We start from the raw sequence: 20,140 nt of genomic DNA, 5'->3' as shown, positions 1-20,140 counted from the left end.
AGGGAACGTGAAACAGGTCGAAGTCACCCGAGTCCATCCTCCTTCCAGCGGCCGGCTCACCGGAGAACGGGGGGAAGCGGGGGTGGAGGGCTCATGTGGAGCTGTTCGGCCAGCGTCTTTGTGATCATTTGAGCTTCCTCGGCGACGAGTGACTCCATGGCTGTGGCGTCACGTCCGCCGAAGTAGTCCCGGTCCATCTGGAACTCGGCCCTGACGATCTTCCTACCTCGTTCGATCTGGACGCGATTCGCCGTTGTGTTCACCACGATCGCGGCCTTGACTCTGTCCAGCGACGTCTGCCGCCACCACGCTCGCCATGCTTCGGAGTCGTTCAGCGCGAGATCCAAGGCATGGGCGGCCTTCTCGTAATGTCGCGGCACGCCTTTCCAAGCGGAGCCACGGCTCGTCGCGTACCACCGCGTATCGGCCGGCAGGCCGGCCAGGAAGGGGTCGAAATCGTCGTACCAGTCGAGCCCGGCCTGATTCCACAGAGCCTCCGCCACGACGTCTGGCAGCAGTTCGGCCTCCCCCGCGTCCCACTCATCGTCCTCGGCGCTCGCGGGATCGGCGACGACGGCCGAATAGGCGTCCCGCCCGGCGGCGACAACCGCGTACAGCAGATTCTCCAGCGCGTCCCCGAGCAGCGGAAGCGCTCCACCCGGGGCGGTACCGTCGGGGACCGGCGCTCCCTCCAGAGGAAGCGCCGCGAGAACCCGCACTTTGCCGGAAAGCTGAGCGGCGAAACCCTCGATCTGCTCACCCGTCAGAGACGAAAACCGCTCTCGAAGATCATCGGCACTTTCCTCGTCGACGACCCCGCCGAGCACGTCAACGAGTTCCCAGAACGCATCGTCCGTCACCGCGCCGGCTCCGATCCCTGGTCTCGGGAAGAATGGCGAGCGTCGAGTCGCCCGCCACTCTCCCGCATCTTACTCCCGTGGTGGAGTCCCGGCTCCTACTTACAACTGGCGAGCTGCCCCGGCGGACAGTGACCGTGCACGATGAAATATCCTGTGATCCGGCCGAATTCCCACCACCGCGCCTGCAGGTACCCGCGCTTCCGCACAAGTATCTTGTAGCTGCACCCTCCGAGAATCCCGAAATAGAAGTTGCACTTTCTCAGTTGCTCGGCGGGCCGGACGACACCGCGGCTTGCGAGACTGATCCCGTATTTATATGTCTTACGACCGAAGAATATCTCGTACCCGATATAGAGCCGCTTGTCATTCTTTGCTTTGTTCGAGTTGCCGTTGGGTCGCTGGACCGCCGTCCTGGCCTTGGCCAGGTTCACGCTGCAGCCGTTCCGCTTGCAGTAGTTGATCGCCTGCTGTGTGGTAGTGACCGTCACGACGGCACCGACCGTCCAGATCAGCGCGTCCATCAGGGCGGCACCGCTGATAGCCAGGAGTGGGACGACGAATACGAAACGTCCGTCGAAATCGCGATTGTTGACTGGATCGGCGGCACCGTACTCGTAGTCGTTCGCACTGCCCGCCGATACGGGGTCGGTCTGGAGGAAGCGACCGGTGACCGGGTTGTACAGGCGCACACCCATGAGGACGATGTCGGCGAGGGTGTCGCTCGCACGCTGAGCGCCGCCTAGCCACTCGTAACGATCACCCAGGTTGTCTGCGCGATCGACACCGTACTCGTTCTGCTCGGCGTAGCCGTTGATCCCGGTGGCCCCACTGCTGTTGGCGGCGGTGGCGACCACGTTGCCGTGCAGGTCCGTGAGTTGCAGCGCCACGGTGCCGGTGCTTGCCTGTACGGCGGCGAGGCCCGAGAAAGCGCTGATGTTCCGGGTCCAGCCGCCGTTGGTCTCCTTGATCCAGGTCGGGATGTCGCCGGTGCCCGAGTAGTGGTTCATCTGGACGCCGGCAGAAGAGGTGACGGTCCGTACACGTCCGAGAGGATCGAGCGTGAAGGTCTTCGTCGCCGACCCCTGTGTGAGGCTCCTGACCATGTCGCCGGCGTAGTACCCGACGGTCAGGGCAGCGTTCCCAGCGTTGCCGCCTGCGGGGACCGCGGTCACCCGGCCGAACGGATCATGGGTGTAGCCGGTGTCCTTGATCCTGTCGGCCGCGTCATAGGTGTGGTTCACCGTCGTCGGCGTGGTCGCGGTGGAACACCCGCCGTCATCGTTTCCCGGATAGGTGGCCAGGCTGGTGCGGTTGGTATCGGCATCGAATCCGTAGACCCTCGTGGTGCATGTCGTGTCGTAGGTGTCGGCCACCCGCGTCAGCCGGCCCGCCGGGTCATAGGTGTAGCGCTGGAGGCTGCCGCTTGGCCCGCTGGTCTCGGCGAGTCGCCCTTCCGCGTCCGGAACCGCCTCGAAGGCCAGCCAGCGGACTCCTGACTTGGCATAGGTCAGCCCTGTCTCCCTGCCGTTCGCGTCGTACCGGATGTTCGCCGTCAGCCCGTTGGGTGCGACCTGCACGGCCAGATTGCCGGCGGCGTCGTAGGCCGCGGTGAAGGTGCCCACGGCACTGTCGGTGATGGCGACGGGGAGACCACGCCGTTCGACGCCGCCCAAGGCGTCGGTGCCGTCGTAGGTGTAGGTGGTGGTTCCCTTCCCGTCGTTGACCGTGGCCACCCGGCCGGCCGCGTCATACGTGACGGTGGAGACGTTGCCGTCGGCGTCGGTTGTGGTGACCACCCTGCCGAGGTCGTCGTACGTGGTCCCCACCGTCACCCCACCGGCGCTGACAGCGGTTTCCAATCCGGTCGCCGGGTCATAGGTGTGTGTGGTGTCCGGTAAGGCCGAACTGCTCACCCCTGTCTCGGCGACGCTCGTCGTGATCGTGCGACCGGCCGCATCGACCGTGGTGGTGGCCGTCCGGACGCCACCTCCCGACGTGGCGACCGCCGTCGCGGTCTCTCCCCAGTAGCCGTAGGTCATCACTGTGGTCGGGACCGGTGTGCCGGACGGCTGTGCGACAGGTCCTGTCCGGCAGACCAGACCGGCCCAGTGCGGCTTGTCACCACAGGCACCGGCCGCCGGGTCGGCATCCGCGGTGTAGTAGACCGTCGCCGTCGTCCCGGCGTCGGTGCCGGCGGACGCCGGCATGCGCCGCTCCAACTCGCGTCCCGTCTCGTCGTAACGAGTCCGGTAGACGATGTCGCTGCCGCCGGGCATGACGGTGGTCTGGCTGGTGGGGAGTGCCAGCGTCCAACCTGAGGCATCTCCCGGTTCGAGCGGTTCGTACCCCGTCCGCACCGTCCGGACGTCCGCCGCGGCCACGGTGCCCGCGCCGTCGACCACCAGCGGTCCGGTGACCGTCGTGGTCAGCAGACCGGACGCCACCGCGTCCTCGGGCCTGCCTTCGTCGTAGACGTATTCAGTACGCAGCCTGGCGGCCACACGGACGTCGTCGGCGAGAGCGACCCGGTGGGTGGGCCCGTCGGTTCTCAGCGGGCTGCCGGTCTCGTCGTAGGTCGTGATCTCCGCGAGGAGGTCGGCGCGTTCCGCGCTGGAGGCGCGACCGGCGACATACGGATCCGTTCCGGTGGTGGGTGACAGAGCCTGGGCACGGTTGCCGGCCGACAGGTTCCACACGACGTTCCCGGACTCGTCGTAGCGGGACGCGGACACCTGCCAGCCTCCCGCCCCGTAGCCTGCCGTGTTGACGGCACGGCCGTTCACATCGAGGTACGTGATCGCCGCGTAGGTGTAGTCGGTGGCGTTCGGGGCGTAGGAGCCGTCGCCGGCCTTGCCCGGCACGTGGGTGGTCGGAAACATCGCGGTTCCGGTACGCGGCAGATCGCTGATCTGCCCCCATGTGGCTGTCTGCGCCGATGTCAAAGCCACCGGGCTGTCGATGGGCACACCATAGGAGATGGCCTGCGTCGGGTCGACCGCTCCGGCTTCGCGCTGTACGTCCGCCAGACGTCCACCGGAGTCGTAGTTCATCCTCCAGGGAGCGAGACCTGCGGGTGTCAGCTGGGAGAGCCGGCCCTCCGCCGTGTAGTAGTAGGTGGTCGTGAGGTTGACACGCGGATCACGCATCTGGCGCAGGTGGCCGGTCGAGTCGTAGCTGTAGGACGCCACGACCGTGGTCCGCATCGCCGAGACGGCGGGATCGTAGGCCGTGAACGAGATGCTCTTGACGAGTCCGGCGTAGTCACCCCAGCCGCTGGGGACGCCGGTGGCGGTGGTCGTCGTGGCGTAGGCGATGTCGAGTGCCTTGCATCCCGGCGCCGGGGCCGCGGAACAGTCGACTCCCTCGGGGACCGGTCCGAGCATACGGCTGACCCGGCCGGCCGGGTCGTACCTGTACGAGGAACTGGACGAGTCGCCGGGTTCGTCGATCTCGCCGACCCGCCACGCCCCGCCGGTCTGGGTGAAGACCGTTCTGACACCGTCGGTGTCCGTGTGCGTGAACTGGGTGGCGGAGTCCTTGGTGACTGTGGATCCGTCGACGGCATCCGACACTCCGGCGAAAGTGCCGTCAGGCTGCACCTGGTAGGTCCAGATGGCACCGTCCGCCCCGACGAAGAGAACGTAACCCTTTTCGGAGTGGTCCTCGAAGGTCAGCCCGGACACCATCGAGGTGGACGCGGGGAACGATGCCGTCCACCCGGGACCGAAGACTCCAGCGGTGTCCTGAGATGCGCTCGGCGGCGAGAGCGCCGTGTGATCTCGTGACACGTTCATGTCGAAGGCCGAGACATCGGTGGCGGAGACGGAATAGTCGCCGGTCAGCAGCGAGACAGTGCCTGGGCCGACCTCCTTGGCCGCGTAGGAATCACCGAACGCGGTGCGTTCCAGCGTGAACTCCACCTCGTCGGAGCACGCTTCTCCGCCTGCGTTGACGAAGCAGGCCCGCAGCCCGACGGGGCCGTCGCCGCGTCCCGCCGCGGCCATCGTGGCGGCCACGTCCCAGTACAGGGAGGCGAAGACCGCGCTTGTCCCTGTCGTGACGGTCGTGTACGGCCAGCCGGGGATCGGGGTGGCTGAGCCCGGTACGGTGACGTGCGCCGGAGGTATGGCCACCCAGGTCCCGCTCGCACCGACGTCGGCCTTGTACTCGTACCGGACGCCGGTGTGCCCCGGTGCGGCGCGGGACGCGACGGTGACGGCGGCCTGGGTACGATCGTCGGTCAGCGGCGCGGTGACTTCGCCGGCTCCCACGCCGAAGGTGTAGCTCGTCACCACGGAGGTACGCAGCGCCATGTCGCGGGTCTTGACCGACAGCGTGTGCCAGCCCTGGGCCGGGTCGAGTGTGATCGTCCTGGGGTCGCCGCCGCCGTCGTTGTCGTCCACCAGTGTCGGGGTGGAGACGTTGTCCAGGCCCCAGTAGTAACCCGCGCCGTCGGCGGACGTGGTGTCGACGGTGCACGTCACCGGGCCCGTGGCCTTGCCGGTCCACACGTTCGCCGGGTAGGCCGGGCACGAGATGGTGGGTGCGGCGGGGGCGACGGTGTCGACGGTGAAGTACCGGTACGTGGAGTAGTCACGGGAGTAGTCGGTGCCGTCGTACGCACGAGCGCGCCAACGGTAGCGGTAGCCGTTGACCAGCCGGCCCGACGGGACGGTCACCGTGCCGAGCTCACCCTGCAGGATCCCGCTGACGCTGCCGGACCAGACCGTACCGGTGCCCTGAGCGGGGTAGCCCGGGTCGTGTTCCACGGAGAAAGAGATGGTCTCGTTGTCCCATTCGCCGTCACCGACCATCCCGGTCAGCGTCGGCGTGACGGAGGTGACGAAGGTGCCGCCGTTGGTGCCGCCGACGCTGGGATCGACGCTCAGGTGGTGCGGGACGGTCGGGTAGGAGTTCCACTGGATGGCGAGCCGAGGGCCACCCGCCCCGGCGGTGTTCTCCGAGGAGCGGAACATCCGCCAGTTGGTGGCCTGGGTCTCGGACACCGCGCGGATCTGCAGGCCGTGATTCTCGGCCGGGTGGTCGGTCCAGTACTGGACGATGTCCTCGATCGACCACAACATGTCGTGCTCGGGGCAGCTCGAGTCGTAGCCGTACGCCTGGCTGGTGTTGTCCACCATGCCGGTCGTCGTGGAATTGGGCTGGTTCGACAACGTCAGCGTCGCGGACGACCAGGACGAGGTCACCCGCTTGACGCGGATGCCGAGACCGGAGGCCGGCCCGCCGCAGGCGTTCGACTTGTAGTTGGACAGGTACAGGTCGGCGTTGAGGATGTGCTTGTTGAGGAGGCCGCCGAGCTTGAAGTTGAGGTACGTCCGCGCGGTCTTCGCACCGGACCCGAAACGGCCGGCGTGCAACCAGGTCGCCGATGTCTGGGAGTTGGTGTAGTCGTCGGACACGAAAGTGTCGGTTTGCAGTGTCATCTGCATGTACGGGTCGATCGTCACCGGATAGGTCACGTCGGCCGCGTCGAGGAAGTCCATGGACGGCTTGAGCACCAGCAGCGTGCCGTTGCGGCCCTGCTCGATCGTGGAACCGACTTCCGCTCGCCTGCCCGCGTCCGGTGACTCCGCCGCGGCGGCGTCCCACATGTGCGGCGGAGGCGCCGCGGCGACCACCTCACCCTTGCCAGTACCGGCGTTGTCGGTCAGCCTCAGCCGGTTCTTCGAGTCCTTCGACAGGGACACGCCGGCCAGCTCGACCGGCAGGCGGATCTCCATGGGGGCCGTGGGTTTCCGCTTCAGCACCACATAGTGCACGAACCCGCGCGGCTGCGCCTGCACGACCAGGTCGGCGCCGGGAGCGATGTCCGTCCATGTCGCGGTGTTACCGGAGATCTGCGGCCTGCCGAGCGGCGTGAGCCAGGAGACTCCGAACCTGTGCCGGTCCTTGCCCGAGCCGGTGATGAGCTCTGCGAGCGGCCCCGTACCCCCCGCCGAGATCTCGACCTCCGCCCCGGCGGCCGGAGACCTCGGCTCCAGATGGCCGTCCCGCTCCACCAAGGTCGTGTCCACCGGCGTCCACACCCCGTCCCGCTTCACCCGTACGGGACCTGCGAAGATCTCGGTCCTGGCCGAGCCATCGGGCAGATAGACGGTCGTCGAGTCCTCCGTCCGGGCCGAGAGATCCTCGACGGGCGAGTTCTGTAAACGAGCGGTGAGCGCGGCCGACGTCGCATCGGGACGCTCGGTTATCGGAGCGGCCGGCACCTCCTTCGCAATTGTTGCGGGAGAAGCAGTTGACGGGGCAACGAGAGTGGACATCGCCATGAATACAGCGACCACGCCACCTATGATCTGTGTGCGCACGTACCGCCGCCTGACATGGGGAAACGTCATTATGACTCCGGCTGGTCGTCCTATTACGACATACGAGGCGGAGTGTACGGCCGGACGGCATATTTTCCGCACATTGGCAATGTGCCTGACGTACGCAAGGCGTGTCGTCCGGCCACTTCGTCCTTGCCAAAAATTCCGGCGATTGGTAAGATTCCCAAGAGTGCCGCACGGCTCAAATTACACCGCACGGGGGCTGTCGTGCTGTTCCATGTATTGGGTCCACTCGTGGTCGAGGACGCGGCAGGCAGGGACGTCGATATCGGTAGCGGCAAGCTCAGTCACCTGCTTGCATTGTTCTTGTTGAACGCCAACAGTCGCGTTTCTAAACACTGGATCATCGAGCACCTTTGGCGGCACAACGTGCCGAGATCCGCTACGAGCAATCTGAAGACCTACGTCACGACTCTGCGCCGACTGCAGGTCCCCATCGCCACACACAAGGATGGATACCTGCTCACGGTGGCCCCGAATGAGCTGGACGCAGACCTGTTCGAGCATTTTGCGGCGACAGGCCGCGAAGCGCTCGAAAGGCGAGATCTCTACAATGCGGCCGCCGCTCTGGAGAGCGCAACAGGTCTCTGGCGCGGTGATCCACTGCATGGCGTGGATCTGGATGTCGAACTCTCCTTATGGACGGAACGTCTACGCGAGGGCTTCCAGACGGTGACCGAAGACTTCTTCGAGGTGCGACTGGCCCTTGGACGCCATCGGGAGATAATCGGCCCTTTGAAGATATGGACCGTGAGACATCCCCTGCGCGAGCGAGCCCACGCACAACTCATGACCGCTCTTTATCGGGACGGACGGCAGGCCGAGGCTCTGGATGTTTATCAGAGCTTCCGCACCAACCTCGTGGCGCAGATCGGGCTGGAGCCGACACCCGTACTGAGGGATATGCAGCGGCGCATACTCCAAGAAGAGGACAGATTTCGTATCGACCCGGTCGTCCATATGCTCATGGAAAAGGCCAGGGTGGCTATTCTTCACACCGATTCCGCCGGCTCATATGATGCCGGCGCCTGGAGCTCCGTTCAGTAACCGAATCGGCACCCGCGTGATGATTCCACCGGTCGCGCGGTGGTAAGTAGCCGTGGCGGGGGCACTGCGGTCATGGCCGTGCCCCCGTGTCGCGGATGTTCAGAGAGCAGGGGCCGGTTCCAGGGTGTGGGTGGCGCGGTAGTGGCGGAGGTGTTCGGCGGTGAGGGATTCGGCGGTGGTCAGTAGGTCGGCGGGGGTGCCGGTGAAGATGATTTCTCCGCCCTGTTTGCCCCCGTCGGGGCCGAGGTCGATGATCCAGTCGGACTGCTGGATGACGTCGAGGTTGTGTTCTATGACTATTACGGTGTTGCCCTTGTCCACCAAGGTATTCAACAGGGTGAGCAGCGTGTCCACGTCGGACATGTGGAGGCCGGTGGTGGGTTCGTCGAGGACGTAGACGGTGCCGGTGGCGGTGAGCTGGGTCGCCAGTTTGATTCTTTGGCGTTCGCCGCCGGAGAGGGTGCTGAGGGGTTGGCCCAGGGTCAGGTAGTCGAGGCCCACCTCTATGAGGGAGCGGAGTTTGCGGCGTAGGGGGGCCTCGGTGAAGAAGGTGGTGGCTTCTTCCGCGGTCAGTTCGAGGACGTCGGCTATGGATTTGCCGCGGAGTTTGTGGGAGAGGACCTCGTCCTTGAATCTGCGGCCTTCGCAGGCGTCGCAGTGGGTGGTCACCGGGTCCATGTAGGCCAGTTCGGTGATGATGACGCCGCGGCCCTGGCATTCGGGGCAGGCGCCTTCGCTGTTGAAGCTGAACAGGGAGGCGGCGGTGCCGGTGGACTTGGCGAACAGGGTGCGGATGGGGTCCATCAGGCCGAGGTACGTCGCGGGGGTGGAGCGGGACGAGGCGGCTATCGCCGACTGGTCGACGTAGACGGTGCCTTCGTGGGTCTTGACGAAGACCTCGGCTATGAGGGTGCTTTTGCCGGAGCCGGCCACGCCGGTCACGGACGTCAGGACGCCGGTGGGGACGTCCACGGAGACGTTCTTGAGGTTGTGGAGGGTGGCGTCGCGGACGGGGAGGGTGCCGGTGGGGGTGCGGAAGGTGGTCTTGGTGCGGACGGCTCGGCGGAGGCCTTCGCCGGTGCGTGTGTCGGCGGTGCGGAGGCCTGCCACGGTGCCTTGGTAGACGATCTCGCCGCCGTTGGCGCCGGCTTTCGGGCCTACGTCCACGACGTGATCGGCTATGGCGATGACGTCGGGGTCGTGTTCGACCACCAGGACGGTGTTGCCCTGGTCGCGTAGCGCGCGCAGGAGGTCGTTGAGGCGGCCCACGTCGCGGGGGTGGAGGCCGACGCTGGGCTCGTCGAAGATGTACGTCATGCCGGTGAGGGTGCTGCCGAGGTGGCGGACCAGTTTGAGGCGCTGGCTCTCGCCGCCGGACAAAGTCGATGTCGCGCGGTCGAGGCTGAGGTAGCCGAGGCCGATGGCGGCGACGCGGTCCAGTGCGGTGCGTGCGGCGGTGGCCAGGGGGGTCGCGACCGGGTCGGTGATGGCGGCGAGGACGGCGATCAGATCGGTGATCTGCATGCTCGACCAGTCGGCGATGTTACGGCCGTCGATCTTCGTGGCGAGTGCCGTGGGGTTGAGGCGTGCGCCGTCGCAGGAGGTGCAGGGGCCCTCGGTGATGAATTTGGCGATGGCCTCGCGGGTGCGTTCGCTGACGGTGCTGAGGTCGCGTTTGACGCCGAGGCGGGTGAAGCGGTCGACCACGCCTTCGTAGTTGGTCTTGTAGGCGCCGCTCTTGGTCTTCAGTTCGACCTTGAAGCCGCTGCCGTGCAGGAACAACTGCCACTCGTCCGCGGTGTAGTCGGCGAGGCGCTTGTCGGGGTCGAGCTTGCCGGAGTTGCCGTACAGCTGCCAGTCGGGGGTGCCGACGCTGTAGTTGGGGAGGCGGATGGCGCCTTCGTTGAGCGACTTGGACTTGTCGAGCATCAGGTCGACGTCGGCGCGCACGCTCTGGCCGAGGCCGTCGCACTCGGGACACATGCCTCTGGGGTCGTTGAACGAGTACGTGGACACCAGGCCGTCGGTGGGTGAGCCGTACCGTGCGAACAGCGCGCGGATCATCGAGTAGATGTCGGTCATCGTGCCGACCGTGGAGCGCGCGTTGCCGCCGACGGGTTTCTGGTCCACGATGACCGGCGCGGTGAGGTTCTCGACGGCGTCGGCGCGGGGTCGTTCGTACTTCGGCAGCTGGTTGCGGATGAACGCGGGAAAGGTGCCGTTGAGCTGGCGCTGTGCCTCGACGGCGATGGTGTCGAAGACGATGGAGGACTTGCCTGACCCGGACACGCCGGTGAAGACGGTGATCTTGTTCTTGGGGAGGGTGAGGGAGACGTCCTTGAGGTTGTTCTCACGCGCACCGGTGATCCGGATGCCGTCGGTCTCTGGCGTGTCGGCGGTGGCGCTCATGGATGTCTCCTCCTCGGCGGGGGTGCGTACGCGAACGGGGACCGCGCTCAGCGCTGAGCGCGGTCCCCGTCAGCCTCACAGGCCCCGTGAGGGTGCCGCATCTTCGTGCGTGCGGTGTCCGAGGACGGTCGGGTCAGGCGGCGGGACGACTCGGCACCGCGGGTTCGGTCACCGGTGGGGTGACGACATTGCGGGGGGCCTTGCCGGCGTTGCGGAGCACCCGGAAGATCATGCCGGGGGCCATCAGCGCCTGCGGGGGATCGACCAGGCCGGCGACCCGCATGAAGGTGCGGGTGATGCGGCCGTCCTGGGTGGCGGCGGCCTGGAGTTTGGCCATGTAGGAGTTCATCATGCGGACCATGAAGGGCCGGGGGCCCTGGACCTCGGGGTAGGACAGGTCGCCGCCGGCGGAGATGCCCCAGGGGACCTCGATGACGGCCGCGATGTCCTTGAGGAACGCGCGCGGGTCGGGGTGATCGCCCTTGGCGAGGTGGGTGCGCAGGGTCAGGGACTCCAGCGCCGCCACCGTCATGCCCTGGCCGTACACGGGGTTGAAGCTGCACGCCGCGTCCCCCATGACCAGCAGGCGGTCGGGGAAGCGGTCGAGCTTCTCGTAGTGGCGGCGCACGCTCGCGGGGTACCGGAACGCCACCGGGTCGTCCAGCGGCTCGGCGTCCTTGATGACGTCGTAGACGTCCGGCACCGGCAGCGACCTGGCGAAGTCCATGAAGCCCTCGGGGGTCGCGGGTGCGCTGTCGCCGAGCACGCCGGTCATGGACACCGCGGACTTGCCGCCTTCGATGCGGGAGAAGAACGCGCCGCGGGGGTGCGACGGCGACGACACCGGGTTGATCGACAGGTCGCCGTTGAGGATGCTCTCGTCCGGCAGCCGGAAGACCTGCGTGGTGTACGTCAGGTTGATCTTGATCTGCTGCTCGGCGGGCCGCTCGTAGCCGAGTTCCTCCAGCCAGACCGGGGTGCGTGAGCCGCGTCCCGTGCAGTCCACGACGAGGTCGGCGTCCAGCACCTCCTCGGTGCTGCCGGCCTCGTGCCGCTGCACCCGCACGCCGGTGACCTTGTCGCCGCCGGGGGTGGCGACCAGGCCCACGATGTCGGTCTCCTCGACGAACCGCACGTTCGGCAGCGCCTCGACACCCTTGCGCACGTGCGCCTCGAGCACGGGACGGGCCGCCGACACGCAGGTCAGGCCGGTGGTGCCGGGCTTGAGCCGCACGCCGTTGAAGTACCAGCGCAGCTCGCCGAGGTCGCCCGTCGGCACGCCGGCGGCGACGGCGCCGGCGGTGAAGCCGGGGAAGAGCTCTTCGAGTATCTGCTGGCCGCGGGCCAGCAGGCCGTGCACGTGGCGGCCCTGGGGGACGCCGCGCCTGGCGGTGGTCACCCCGATGAGCTTGTCACGGTCGACGATCGTCACTTCGGCGTAGGCCTCGGACAGCACCCGCGCCGCCAGCAGACCCGCCATGCTCCCGCCCAGCACGACCGCGCGGTCGCCCACGAGGTTGCCCATGGCGGTCACCTCCCTTAAGTCCTGCGGACCAGGTCTCGGACACATGGTCCGGTCTGCGGATCCGCTGATTTCCACCACATCATCAGGAATCGTCAGGACGCGTGGCCGTGCCGCGCATCTCCTGGAGTGCTGATCAGAGCGAACGCGCGAAGGCGCGGATGTCGCCGACGAGCAGTTCGGGCTGCTCAAGTGCGGCGAAGTGGCCGCCGACCTCGAACTCGGTCCACCGGGTGAGGCTCGGCAGCGTCTGCTCGGCCCAGCGCTTGATCGGCCGGGTCGCGTCGGAGGGGAACACGGCCACCGCGGCCGGCATCTCCAGCGGCCAGGGGCCACCCCAGGTGCGCGCGAACGCCTCGTCGCCGTAGGAGGACTCGTAGTAGAGCTGCGCGGAGGAGCCCGCGGTGGCGGTGAACCAGTAGATCGAGACGTTGGTCAGGATCTCGTCGCGGTCCACGACCTCCTCGGGGGCCTTGTCGGCGGCGGTCCACTCGTAGAACTTCTCCACGATCCAGGCGAGCTGGCCGGCCGGGGAGTCGGTGAGCGCGTACGCGAGGGTCTGCGGCCGGGTGGACTGGATCTTCTGCCAGCCGGTGCCGTCCTGCGCGAAGTGGCCGCCGTGCATGAGGCGCTGCATGTCCGCGCCGTCCAGCTCGGCGATGGCCGCCTCACCCGGGGGGAAGGTGACGAGCATGTTGATGTGCACGCCTGCGACGTGCTCGGGGTCGGCGAGGCCGAGCTGCAGCGAGATCGGCTTGCCCCAGTCGCCGCCCTGCGCGATGTAGCGGTCGTACCCGAGGCGGCTCATCAGCGTGGCCCAGGCGCGTGCGACGCGGCCGACGTCCCAGCCGGGCTCGTCGGTGGGGCCGGAGAAGCCGTAGCCGGGGATGGACGGGATGACGACGTGGAACGCGTCGGCCGGGTCGCCGCCGTGCGCGCGGGGGTCGGTCAGCGGGCCGATGACCTTGGTGAACTCGGCGACGGAGCCCGGCCAGCCGTGGGTGATGATCAGCGGGGTGGCGTCGGGCTCGGGTGAGCGCACGTGCAGGAAGTGGATGTTCGCGCCGTCGATCTCGGTGAGGAACTGCGGGAAGGCGTTGAGTTTCTCCTCGACGGCACGCCAGTCGAACTCGGTGCGCCAATACTCGGCCAGTTCCTTGACGTATTCCACCGGAACGCCGCGCTGCCAGCCGAGGCCGGGGATCTCCCCAGGCCAGCGGGTGCCGGCGAGTCTCGCCTTGAGGTCGTCGATGTCGGCCTGCGGAATTTCAATACGGAAAGGACGCATTGTGCACCTGATCCTTTAGTGGTGGGTCCGCGCAATATCGTCGCTCCGCACACTCGGCCCACGCATCTCCGTAAATGCGATATTCCAGCCATCACCGGTTTACCGTGCCGGACATTCCGCGCCACCCTCCGTTCACCCACCGCGCCGGGCCTGCCTGAGCGGTACGGCCCGGCGCCGCCAAGCGACTCGCGAAGCAAGCCCGATATCGCATGAGATGCGGAGTTTAGGGGTGACCCCAGTACCCTCCAGAAATCTCGTCGCCCGCGACGAAGCGCTAGCATCATTCAAAATCGGCACGCGACCAGGGCATCCAGGCGTGGTGCGCATCCTTCGGCCACGCCGGGCGGCTTTTATCGCAGAATGCTTTGTGCCGCCATCGCGTTGTCGCCCGTCACCTCCCCGGACGAAAATTGTGAGTGTCCCATCACGGGAGGATCAACGCGATCGGTATCCGACGATCACGCCGCCGGCCTTCGCGGACCGGCGGCCTGCCATGACATCCAGCGCAGAGGACAGACAATGAGCGATCTCCAGCAGCAGGTGCAGACCGCCATCGACGAACTGGTCGCCTCCGGCGCCGAGCGCGGCCTACAGGTGGCCGTGTACAAGGACGGCGAGCTCGTGGTCGACGCGGTGGCCGGCCTGGCCGACGGGGAGACCGGACGCGCACTGACCAGCGGCACACCGATCTACAGCTCCTCGACGGGCAAGAGCCTCACCTCGGCCGTCGCGCACGTGCTCGCCGAGAAGGGTGTGCTGGACTACGACACCCCCATCGCCGAGGTGTGGCCGGAGTTCGCGGCGCACGGCAAGCAGGACGCCACCCTGCGCCAGGTGCTCGACTTCACGGTCGGCCTGCCGGCCGTGCCGCCGGACACCACGCCGGACGACCTGGTCGACTGGGACAAGATGACCACGGTGCTCGCCGAGAGCGAGCCGTGGTGGGAGCCGGGTTCCAAGGTCGGCTACCACCCGCAGACGTTCGGCTGGCTCGTCGGCGAGGTCGTGCGCCGCACCACCGGCAAGCCGATCTCGGCGGCGCTCGCCGAGCACGTCACCGGGCCGCTCGGCATCGACGGCGAGGTGTTCCTCGGTGTCCCCGCCGAGCGCCTCGACCAGGTGGCCAAGCTGGAGTCGGCCGGCCCGCCGATCGACTTCGACCAGCTCGAGGCCATGATGCCGGCGTTCTTCAAGATCGCCCCGCGTGCGGTGCAGCTCACCCCTGAGATGTGCAACCGGGCCGACTACCTGACCGCCGACATCCCGGCCGGCGGCACCGTCACGGCCCGCGGCGTCGCCAAGATCTACGCCGCGCTGCTCGGCCCGGTGGACGGCGTCCGGCTGATCTCCGCCGAGCGGCTGGAGAAGATCGCGCAGCCGTCGTCCCAGGGTGTGGACGAGATCTTCAGCTACCCCACGGCGTACGCGCTCGGCTACAACATGATGCGTCCGGTCGAGAACCCCCCGGCGGGCCCGATCATCGGGTGGCCCGGCGCCGGCGGCAGCCTCGCCGACGCCGACCTCGGCACCGGCACCGCGCTCGCCATCACCAAGGTCAGCTTCACCCCCGGCGACTACACCACCGTCGGCGTGATCTCCGACATCGTCACCAAGTCCCTGACCCCGGCCTGATCGCGGGCCGATCCGTTCCCCACGGCCGGCCGCCTGCCGGACCCGGACACCTCCGGGTCCGGCGGCGGCCTGCCGCTTTTCCAAGGAGCCCAGATGCGCAAGATCATCGCCGTCGTCTACGCGTCGCTCGACGGGGTCATCGAGAACCCCGAGTGGTCGATGCCGTACTTCAACGAGGAGGCCGGCGAGCGGGCCACCGCCACGCTGTTCGCCAGCGACGCGCTGCTGCTCGGCAAAGGCACCTACGAGGGTTTCGCCGAGGCGTGGCCCACCATGACCGACGAGGGCCCCGGCCCCGAGGGTTTCGCCGACCGGATGAACAGCATCCAGAAGTACGTCGTGTCGGCGACCATCGAGAAGGCCGAATGGGGCCCGGTGACGGTCATCAGGGACAACGTGATCGATGAGATCACCAAGCTGAAGGACCAGCCGGGCAAGGACATCCTGATCTACGGCGTCGGTCAGCTCGCGCACTCGCTGCTCGAGGCCGGGCTGCTGGACGAGCTGGAGATCTGGGTGCACCCGGTGCTGGTCGGCGTCACCACGCCGGGGAGCCAGATCGTCAGGGAGGGCAGCAAGGTCCTTCTGGAGCTGGCCGAGTCCACCACGTTCCGGTCCGGCATCGTGGTGCTGTCGTACCGTCCCGCCGCCGGCGAGTGACCCTCCCGCCGTCCCGGCCGGTCCGGCCGGCCGGGACGGCGGGATGCTCGGACGGAACGCACCGGCACGGAACGGCGCAGCGCGGGGGTCCCGGTCGTGCCGGGGGCCGGCCGTGCGGGGGCCGCCGTCTGTGCGGCGGCATCAGGCCGCGATCTCGATACGGGTGTGGTCGCCGACCACCAGGCAGTGCTGCGCGTCGCCGTACAGGGCCGGTACGACGGTCGCCGAGCGGCCGATCAGCGAGCCGAGCAGCCCCGACACACCGGAGATGGACGCGCCGTCCAGCACGATCGAGTCGGCCATGCGGGTGCCGCGCACCACGCAGGCGGGGCCGATGGACGTGCCGGGCCCGATGTGGCTGTCCTCGACCAGGGTCCCCGCGCCGATGATGGCCGGGCCGGTGACCCGGGACCGTACGATCCTGGCCCCCGGCCCGATCACGACGCTGCCCTCCACGACGCTGGCCGCGTCCACCGCGCCGGCCACCGAGGGACGCAGGCCCTCCAGCAGCCACCGGTTGCAGGCCAGCACGTCCTCGGCCCTGCCGGTGTCCTTCCAGTAGCCGGTGTACTCGCTGGCGCGCACGTCGGCGCCTTCGGTGAGCAGCCACTGCACCGCGTCGGTGATCTCCAGCTCGCCGCGCGCGCTCGGCCGGATGGCGGCCACCGCCTCGTGGATCGCCGGGGTGAAGAAGTACACGCCGAGCATGGCGAGGTCGCTGCGCGGGTGCCGCGGCTTCTCCACGAGCCGCCGCACCGCGCCGTCGCCGTCCAGTTCGACCACCCCGAAGTCACGCGGGTCGGGGACGCGGCGCACCACGACCTGCGCGGCGGGACGCGCGGCGCGGAAGTCGGCGGCGACGTCCGCGACACCGTCGGGGAGCATGTTGTCACCGAGGTACATCACGAAGTCGTCGTCGCCGAGGAACCCGCGGCCGAGCGCCACGCAGTGCGCGAGACCGAGCGGACGGTCCTGCGGGATGTAGGTGACCCTGGCGCCGAAACGCGAGCCGTCGCCGATGACCTCGATGATCTCGTGAGCCCGCTCCCCCACCACGACGCCGATCTCGGTCACCCCGAGGTCGGTGATGTTCTCGATGACGTACTCGAGCACGGGCTTTCCCGCGATCGGGATGAGCTGTTTCGGCATCGAGTAGCTGAACGGACGCAGGCGGGTGCCCGACCCGCCGGACAGGACCAGAGCCTTCATCAAACCGTCTCTTTCCGCGTGTCCGCAGAGGACCGGGTCTCAGCCCCGGTCCGCGGTCAGCTTCACCAGGTCCGGGATGATCTCGGCCGGGGTGGGCCGCGCCAGCCAGTCGTCGCGCAGGCTCGCGGCGCCGTCCCGGTAGGAGGGGTCCTCGACCATCTTGACGATCTGGGTGCGGATCTCGTCCACCGACTGGGTCTGGTGGTTGAGCCGCATGCCGGCGCCGTGGTCGGTGACGTACCGGGCCGCGATCGGCGAGAGGATGTGCCGCTCGGGGAGCTTGAACTCCGCCTGCTCGCCGTCGCTCTCCAGGCTGTTGCTCTGCCGCTCGTCGGTGTCGGTGACGAGCTGCGGCAGGCCGTTGGCGAGCGAGGCCCAGAAGGTGCCGCTCGATCCGTGGTTGATGCTCACGGCGCAGGTCGGCAGGAGCTGCGACAGCGGCACGTAGTCGACGGTGCGCACGTTGGACGGGACGGCGCCGATGCCCTGGAGCTGGTCGCCGTTCAGGGTCGCGATCATCTCGACGTCCAGGCCGTCGACCGCCTCGAAGATCTTCGGGGTGCGCCACTCGCCTTTCATGTACATGCGGGTGGACACGCCGAGGGACAGCGCGACGCGCGGCCGCTCCGGCTTGGCGTACAGCCACGCGGGCTTGACGCCGCCGCCGTTGTAGTTGATCCAGCGCACCGGCACCGCGGTGATGCCGGTGGACAGCCGCATCTCCTCCGGCATCGGGTCCAGGGAGAACTGGCCGAAGACCAGCTCGTCGTCCACCGCGACGCCGTAGCGGTCCGCCAGGGGACGCAGCACCTCGACCAGGGGGTTCGCCTCCGGCGCGCCGCCGCGTGCGCGGTGCGCGGCGAACCGCTCCCCCACCCAGCCGCTGTAGTCGGGGGCCATCAGCATGCGGCCGTGCGCGGCGCCGCAGGCCTTGGCCGCGACGGCGCCGGCGGGGAACCACGGGTCCCACAGCACGAGGTCCGGCTGCCACGCCTTGGCGAACTCGACCAGCTCGATGTTGCTGGTGCTCGGCTCCGGCGGCAGGTGGAAGCGCACGCCGAACAGCAGGAAGTTGGCGTAGACGTCCCAGTTGTCGCGCACGTCGTCGGTGACGCCGAGCGCGGCGGCCTGGCGGTCCATCTCGGCGTGGTCGATCACCAGGTCGGGCCGTGCCCAGTCCTGCGCCGACTGCGGGGCCTGAGCACCCTGGGTGACCACGGCGGTGAGCCCTGCGGCGACGACCTGCTCGGTCGCGCCGTCGGGGCCCGCGACGCACACCTCGTGTCCGGCGTTCTGCAGCGCCTGAGCGTACGGGATGATCGGATACAGATGGCACATATGTGGCCAGACGGTGATCATGACACGCATTGCTGTCTCCTAGCTACGACTTGCCGTGACGAGTCCGAGGCGCACGCGGCGCCGGCCGGGACCTACGGGGGCGGCGGCCCCGGCCGGCACGCGTCATCCGCGCGCCTCCACGAATTCCTTGATCGAGGAGACGACGTAGTCGATCATCTCGTCGGTGAGCCCGGGGTAGACACCGACGTGGAAGGTCTGCGTCATGATGATGTCGGTGTTGGTCAGCTCACCCACCACACGGTGCGGCACGTCGGTGTAGGCCGGGTGGCGCAGCAGGTTGCCGCCGAACAGCCGCCGGGTGCCGATCTTGCGGTTCTCCAGGAAGTCGATCAGCTCGGCGGCGGCGAACGGCGCGGACGGCTCGACGGTGATGACGAAGCCGTACCAGCTCGGGTCGCTGCGCGGCGTGGCCTCCGGCATGATCAGGTGCGGCACGGCGTCCAGGCCCTCGCGCAGCCGGCGCCAGTTGCGCCGCCGCGTCGCGCAGAAGTCGTCCACCTTGTTGAGCTGGCTCAGGCCGAGCGCGGCCTGCAGCTCGGTGGCCTTCAGGTTGTACCCGACGTGCGAGTAGATGTACTTGTGGTCGTAGCCCTCCGGCAGCGACCCCATCTGGTAGCTGAAGCGCTTGAGACACGTGTTGCTCTCGCCGGGCTCGCACCAGCAGTCCCGGCCCCAGTCGCGCAGCGACTCCACGATGCGCGCGAGCACCACGTTGGACGTCAGGACGCAGCCGCCCTCACCCATCGTCATGTGGTGCGCCGGGTAGAAGCTCACCGTGGCGAGGTCGCCGAACGTGCCGGTGGGCTCGCCGTCGTAGAACGAGCCGACGGCGTCGCAGTTGTCCTCGATGAGGAACAGCTCGTGCTCGGTGGCCAGCGCGGCCATGTCCGCGACGTCGAACGGGTTGCCGACCGTGTGCGCGATCATGATCGCCTTGGTCTTGGGGCCGATGGCCGCCGCCACCATGTCCACCGTCGGGTTGTAGGTGCCGAGCTCGACGTCCACGAACACCGGGACCAGGCCGTTCTGCAGGATCGGGTTGACCGTGGTCGGGAACGCCGCCGCGACCGTGATCACCTCGTCGCCGGGACGCAGCCGCATGTCCTGCAGGCGGTGCGAGGTGAGCGCCGAGACCGCCAGCAGGTTCGCCGACGAGCCGGACGTGGTCAGCAGGGCCTTGCGGCGCTTCATCTTGCGCGCGAACACCGACTCGAACTTGCGTGCGCGCGTGCCGGCCGCCACCCGCAGTTCGAGTGCCGCCTCGACCAGCGCGACACGGTCCTCGACGTCGTGCACCGCGCCGGTCGGCCAGATCTCGCTGACCCCCGGCACGAACCCCTCGTCGGTCAAGGTGTCCTGGTGGTACTTGCGGACCTCGTCCAGGATCAGTGCCTTGTGGTCATTCATCTCCGGTCCTTTACTCATCGGGTCTGCGGTGCTCGGCGGTCGTGACGGAGAAAGAAATAAAAGGTGCACGGACCGCGGCATCGTCGTCGGAGCCCGAGGCGCGGCGTCGCGAGGAACATTCAGGAGAACGCCGCGGCGACAGCCCCGCGGCGCATGACTACAGGATCATTCTCGGGGGACCGCCGCGCATCTCCTGGAGTGCGGTTCGCATTGTCATCCGCGCGGTATTCCTGCCTCGCATTTCAGGAGATGCGCTGCGTAACGGCAGCGAATGACTATGTGCTCGTGCAGGGACGACCCCGGGGCGGTCCATGCCCGCATGAGATAAACGGCGCCGCGCCCCGATCGCAAGTGATCGCGTCTCAATAGTCCCGACGGGAGCGTACATGCGTTTTCT

General features: G+C 68.0%; 11 protein-coding genes. 3 read left to right on the top strand and 8 right to left on the bottom strand.

What is annotated here, in order from left to right; translation table 11 throughout:
- Positions 1-56: 56 nt before the first annotated feature.
- Both BJ992_RS10345 and BJ992_RS10340 read right to left on the bottom strand, forming a co-directional pair.
- A complete protein-coding gene (locus BJ992_RS10345; RefSeq protein WP_184979872.1) occupies positions 57-860 on the bottom strand; it encodes a DUF4240 domain-containing protein in 804 nt (267 codons plus the stop codon).
- 95 nt (positions 861-955) lie between these two features.
- The gene (locus BJ992_RS10340; protein ID WP_184979870.1) at positions 956-7,090 is read right to left on the bottom strand and encodes a DNRLRE domain-containing protein; all 6,135 of its coding nucleotides are present in this window, start codon (positions 7,088-7,090) and stop codon (positions 956-958) included.
- 114 nt (positions 7,091-7,204) lie between these two features.
- Here BJ992_RS10340 and BJ992_RS10335 point away from each other — a divergent pair, with 114 nt between their 5' ends.
- On the top strand, positions 7,205-8,257 hold the full coding sequence (locus BJ992_RS10335) for an AfsR/SARP family transcriptional regulator (RefSeq protein WP_184979868.1): 1,053 nt from the start codon (positions 7,205-7,207) through the stop codon (positions 8,255-8,257).
- 99 nt (positions 8,258-8,356) lie between these two features.
- Here the strand turns inward: BJ992_RS10335 and BJ992_RS10330 are convergent, their stop codons facing one another.
- The 3 genes from BJ992_RS10330 to BJ992_RS10320 all read right to left on the bottom strand — a co-directional run bounded on the left by BJ992_RS10330 (position 8,357) and on the right by BJ992_RS10320 (position 13,476).
- On the bottom strand, positions 8,357-10,666 hold the full coding sequence (locus BJ992_RS10330; RefSeq protein ID WP_184979866.1) for an ATP-binding cassette domain-containing protein: 2,310 nt from the start codon (positions 10,664-10,666) through the stop codon (positions 8,357-8,359).
- 133 nt (positions 10,667-10,799) lie between these two features.
- Entirely contained in the window at positions 10,800-12,191 is a 1,392-nt protein-coding gene (locus BJ992_RS10325) for an FAD-dependent oxidoreductase (RefSeq protein WP_184979864.1), read from the bottom strand.
- Between the two features lie 133 nt (positions 12,192-12,324).
- Positions 12,325-13,476, bottom strand: a complete 1,152-nt coding sequence (locus BJ992_RS10320) for an epoxide hydrolase family protein (RefSeq protein WP_184979862.1) — start codon at positions 13,474-13,476, stop codon at positions 12,325-12,327.
- A gap of 519 nt (positions 13,477-13,995) precedes the next feature.
- Here BJ992_RS10320 and BJ992_RS10315 point away from each other — a divergent pair.
- Both BJ992_RS10315 and BJ992_RS10310 read left to right on the top strand, forming a co-directional pair.
- The gene (locus BJ992_RS10315; RefSeq protein ID WP_184979860.1) at positions 13,996-15,108 is read left to right on the top strand and encodes a serine hydrolase domain-containing protein; all 1,113 of its coding nucleotides are present in this window, start codon (positions 13,996-13,998) and stop codon (positions 15,106-15,108) included.
- Between the two features lie 93 nt (positions 15,109-15,201).
- Complete coding sequence (locus tag BJ992_RS10310; protein ID WP_184979858.1) at positions 15,202-15,768, top strand: dihydrofolate reductase family protein; 567 nt, start codon at positions 15,202-15,204, stop codon at positions 15,766-15,768.
- A 141-nt stretch (positions 15,769-15,909) separates the two neighbouring features.
- Here the strand turns inward: BJ992_RS10310 and BJ992_RS10305 are convergent, their stop codons facing one another.
- The 3 genes from BJ992_RS10305 to rfbH all read right to left on the bottom strand — a co-directional run bounded on the left by BJ992_RS10305 (position 15,910) and on the right by rfbH (position 19,743).
- Entirely contained in the window at positions 15,910-16,977 is a 1,068-nt protein-coding gene (locus BJ992_RS10305; RefSeq protein ID WP_184979856.1) for a glucose-1-phosphate thymidylyltransferase, read from the bottom strand.
- A 39-nt stretch (positions 16,978-17,016) separates the two neighbouring features.
- Positions 17,017-18,345 carry a nucleotide disphospho-sugar-binding domain-containing protein gene (locus BJ992_RS10300; RefSeq protein ID WP_184979854.1) on the bottom strand — a complete coding sequence of 443 codons (1,329 nt, stop codon included), beginning with the start codon at positions 18,343-18,345 and terminating at the stop codon, positions 17,017-17,019.
- A gap of 93 nt (positions 18,346-18,438) precedes the next feature.
- Positions 18,439-19,743: a lipopolysaccharide biosynthesis protein RfbH gene (rfbH, locus tag BJ992_RS10295; RefSeq protein ID WP_184979852.1), complete on the bottom strand. Its 1,305-nt coding sequence runs from the start codon at positions 19,741-19,743 to the stop codon at positions 18,439-18,441.
- Positions 19,744-20,140: the final 397 nt, after the last annotated feature.

Origin of the sequence: Sphaerisporangium rubeum (assembly GCF_014207705.1) — a bacterium.
Lineage (GTDB): Bacteria > Actinomycetota > Actinomycetes > Streptosporangiales > Streptosporangiaceae > Sphaerisporangium > Sphaerisporangium rubeum.
This window is presented reverse-complemented; position numbering and strand designations above follow the sequence as displayed.